Annotated in this window: 3 protein-coding genes; 2 read left to right on the top strand and 1 reads right to left on the bottom strand. The window is 72.1% G+C overall.

The annotated features are described in order from the left end of the window. Positions 1–504: 504 nt before the first annotated feature. Positions 505–1,185: a phosphate signaling complex protein PhoU gene (phoU, locus tag ACZ60W_RS37095; RefSeq protein ID WP_469759814.1), complete on the bottom strand. Its 681-nt coding sequence runs from the start codon at positions 1,183–1,185 to the stop codon at positions 505–507. 264 nt (positions 1,186–1,449) lie between these two features. Between phoU and phoR the strand changes: the two genes are divergently transcribed. Together phoR and phoP are read left to right on the top strand one after the other, a co-directional pair. Continuing rightward, a complete protein-coding gene (phoR, locus tag ACZ60W_RS37090) occupies positions 1,450–2,679 on the top strand; it encodes a two-component system sensor histidine kinase PhoR (RefSeq protein ID WP_469759813.1) in 1,230 nt (409 codons plus the stop codon). After that, a complete protein-coding gene (gene phoP / locus ACZ60W_RS37085) occupies positions 2,676–3,356 on the top strand; it encodes a two-component system response regulator PhoP (protein ID WP_188271409.1) in 681 nt (226 codons plus the stop codon). The genes phoR and phoP overlap by 4 nt, the downstream gene beginning before the upstream one ends. Positions 3,357–3,632: the final 276 nt, after the last annotated feature.

The following is a 3,632-nucleotide window of genomic DNA, read 5'->3' as shown; positions in this document are numbered from 1 at the left end:
GGCCCGGGCTCTTTCAAAGGGAGGTTGTTTTTCGGGGCGGTTGGGGGGGCGAGGGGCGGCAAGATCTTCTCTGTCTGGGAGGGGGGGGGGGGGGGGGGGGGCGTGTTCCCCCCCCCCCCCCCCCCCTCACCGGTCAGCCCGAGCAGCCTCCGCACTGGCACGGTGATCCCGACTGGCAGCCGCAGCCGCAGCCCGAACCGCAGCCGCAGGCCCCAAGCACGGGCAGGAACACCGCCTCGCGCGGGGCCTCGGGCGTCGAGTCGGTGGTGATGGGCGAATCGGCCATGGGGATCCCTCCCTTAGGAGACGCGGATTCGTCTCTCCCCACTGCATGCCCGCCCTGCCGGGCGCATCAACGGCGCACCGGGATCGCGCGCGCCGTCCGTGCGCCCCCTACTGATGCCACCGTGCGCCGTCCGCGAGCCGTGCTGCCGCGCTTCCGCCGGCCGCGGCGATCGTGCCCCCCGACACGACCCCCGCGGCCGCGGGGCGGGGAGGCCGCGCCTACGCGCCCTCGACGGGCGCGTCCGCCGCCTGGAGCTCGTCGGCGTGCTCGCCGGTCACCAGGTAGACGACGCGCTTGGCGACCGACACCGCGTGGTCGGCGAAGCGCTCGTAGTAGCGGCCGAGGAGCGTGACGTCCACGGCGGTCTCGATGCCGTGCTTCCAGCGGTCGTCCATCAGGTGCTGGAAGAGCGTCCGGTGCAGCAGGTCCATCTCGTCGTCGTCCTGCTCCAGCTGGAGGGCCAGGTCGACGTCCTTGGTGATGATGACCTCGGCCGCCTTCGCCATCAGGCGCTGCGCCAGCTGGCCCATCTCCAGGATGGTCGCGGTCAGGTCCCGCGGCACCGCCGTCTCGGGGAAGCGCAGCCGCGCCAGCTTCGCCACGTGCTGGGCGAGGTCGCCCGAGCGCTCCAGGTCGGCGCTCATCCGCAGCGAGGTCACCACGATCCGCAGATCCGTCGCCACCGGCTGCTGGCGGGCGAGCAGTGCTATCGCCCGGGCCTCCAGGTCGTGCTGGAGGTCGTCGACCTTCTGGTCCGCAGCGATCACGCTCTCCGCGAGCTTCAGATCCGCGTCGAGCATGGCCGTCGTGGCGCGCCCGATCGCCGACCCGACGAGTCGGGCCATCTCGACCAGGCTCTCGCCGATCGAGTCCAGTTCCTCGTGGTACGCGTCCCGCATGGATGTCCCTCTCTACGCAATGCTCCGGGGTCCGGGTGGGGCTCGGACCCCCACGTTGCCACGTTCGGCCCCCTACGCGTCCGGTTCCGACACCTGACATGAACCGGCACTTTCCCCAAGGTGAACTCTGGGCGACGGCCGCCACCACCGCCCCGGGGCCAAATGAACCGGCCCGGTCTTCACGGTGAACTCTGGGCGACGAGTGTTCGAGCAGGCACTCGGACGGCTGGGAGAGTGTCCGTCGGCCCGCATAACCTTGAGGGCATGGACGTGAACGCGGCGGTCGCCGCATTGGCCGCGATCGCCGGCGTGTGCACCGGCGTGATCGCCATGCTGGCGTTCCGCTGGAGCGAACGCGACCAGGCGCGACCCACCCGTACCTCCCTGCACACCGACGCCGTGCTCCCGCCCGGCGTCGACACCGTGCTGTCCGTGCTGCGCTCCTCCGCGGTGGTCCTCGACGAGAGCGACTCCGTGGTGAAGGCCAGCTCGGCGGCGTACGCGCTCGGCCTGGTCCGGGGCGGGAAGCTGGCCGTGGAGCCCATGCTCAACATGGCCCGCGACACCCGGCGCGACGGGGAGATACGGCAGGTCGAACTGGATCTCGCCCGGCGCGGCACCGGACGCGGCGAGGCCCTCGCGGTCTCCGCCCGCGTCGCCCCGCTGGGCTCGCGGCTCGTGCTGCTGCTGGTCGAGGACCTCACCGAGGCCCGCCGCATCGAAGCGGTACGCCGCGACTTCGTCGCGAACGTGAGTCATGAGCTCAAGACCCCCGTCGGGGCGCTCTCCCTGCTCTCCGAGGCCGTCATGGACGCCTCGGACGACCCCGAGGCGGTCACCCGCTTCGCCGGCCGGATGCAGATCGAGGCGACCCGCCTCACCAACCTCGTACAGGAGCTCATCGACCTCTCCCGCGTGCAGAACGACGACCCGCTGGAGGACTCCGAGCCGGTGTCCGTGGACGAGCTCGTCGCCGAGGCGATCGACCGCTCCCGGCACACGGCCACCACCAAGCAGATCACCATGGCCTCCGGAGGCACCGCCGACCTGCGGGTCTGGGGCAGCCGCGGCCAGCTCGCCGCCGCCCTCGGCAACCTCGTCGAGAACGCCGTCAACTACTCACCCGCCCACACCCGCGTCGGCATCGCGGCCCGCAAGATCGCCGCGCCCGGCGGCGACCTGATCGAGATAGCCGTCACCGACCAGGGCATCGGCATCCCCGACAAGGACAAGGAGCGCGTCTTCGAGCGCTTCTACCGCGTCGACCCGGCCCGCTCCCGCGCCACCGGCGGTACGGGGCTCGGCCTGGCCATCGTGAAGCACGTGGCCGCCTCGCACGGCGGGGAGGTCACCGTCTGGAGCACCGAGGGTCAGGGCTCCACCTTCACCCTGCGGCTGCCCGAGGCGGGCGCCGCACGCGACCGCCGGCCGGCCCTCTCCCCCACCCCTGATCTCATGACCGAACCGCTCCCCGCCCCGGAGGTCCTTCCGTGACCCGAGTGCTTGTCGTCGAGGATGAGGAATCCTTCAGCGACGCCCTGTCGTACATGCTCCGCAAGGAGGGCTTCGAGGTCGCCGTCGCGGCGACCGGGCCCGACGGCCTCGACGAGTTCGAGCGCAACGGAGCCGACCTCGTCCTCCTCGACCTGATGCTTCCGGGGCTTCCCGGTACCGAGGTCTGCCGCCAGCTGCGCGGCCGCTCGAACGTCCCGGTCATCATGGTGACCGCCAAGGACAGCGAGATCGACAAGGTCGTCGGCCTGGAGATAGGAGCCGACGACTACGTGACCAAGCCCTTCTCCTCGCGGGAGCTGGTCGCCCGCATCCGCGCGGTGCTCCGCCGCCGCGGCGAGCCGGAGGAGGTCACCCCGGCGGCGCTGGAGGCCGGCCCGGTCCGCATGGACGTCGACCGCCACGTGGTGACGGTCGGGGGCGGCAAGGTCGACCTGCCGCTGAAGGAGTTCGACCTCCTGGAGATGCTGCTGCGCAACGCGGGCCGCGTACTGACCCGCATGCAGCTCATCGACCGGGTCTGGGGCGCGGACTACGTCGGCGACACCAAGACCCTCGACGTCCACGTGAAGCGCCTGCGGGCGAAGATCGAGCCGGACCCGGGCGCCCCGCGCTACCTGGTCACGGTCCGCGGCCTCGGCTACAAGTTCGAGCCGTAGACCGCCCCCGGGCGCGCAGCACCGCCCGCTGACGTGAGGAGCCGCGCGCCGACGTGAAGGACGGCGCGCGGCTCTCACGTACAACGCGCGGGGCTCTCACGTACGGCGCGTGGCTCTCGCGTACGGCGCGCAGGCGCGCAGAACGGTGCCCGGACGTGGGGGGGGGGGGGGGGGGGGGGGGGGGGGGGGGGGGTTCCCCCGGTGTGGTCTGTTTCCCGCGGGGTGTGTTTTCCCCCCTCACCCCTCCTCGCCTTTCTTCTCCCCCCTCCACCTTCA

This window comes from Streptomyces sp. NPDC104202, assembly GCF_055584185.1.
This window is presented reverse-complemented; position numbering and strand designations above follow the sequence as displayed.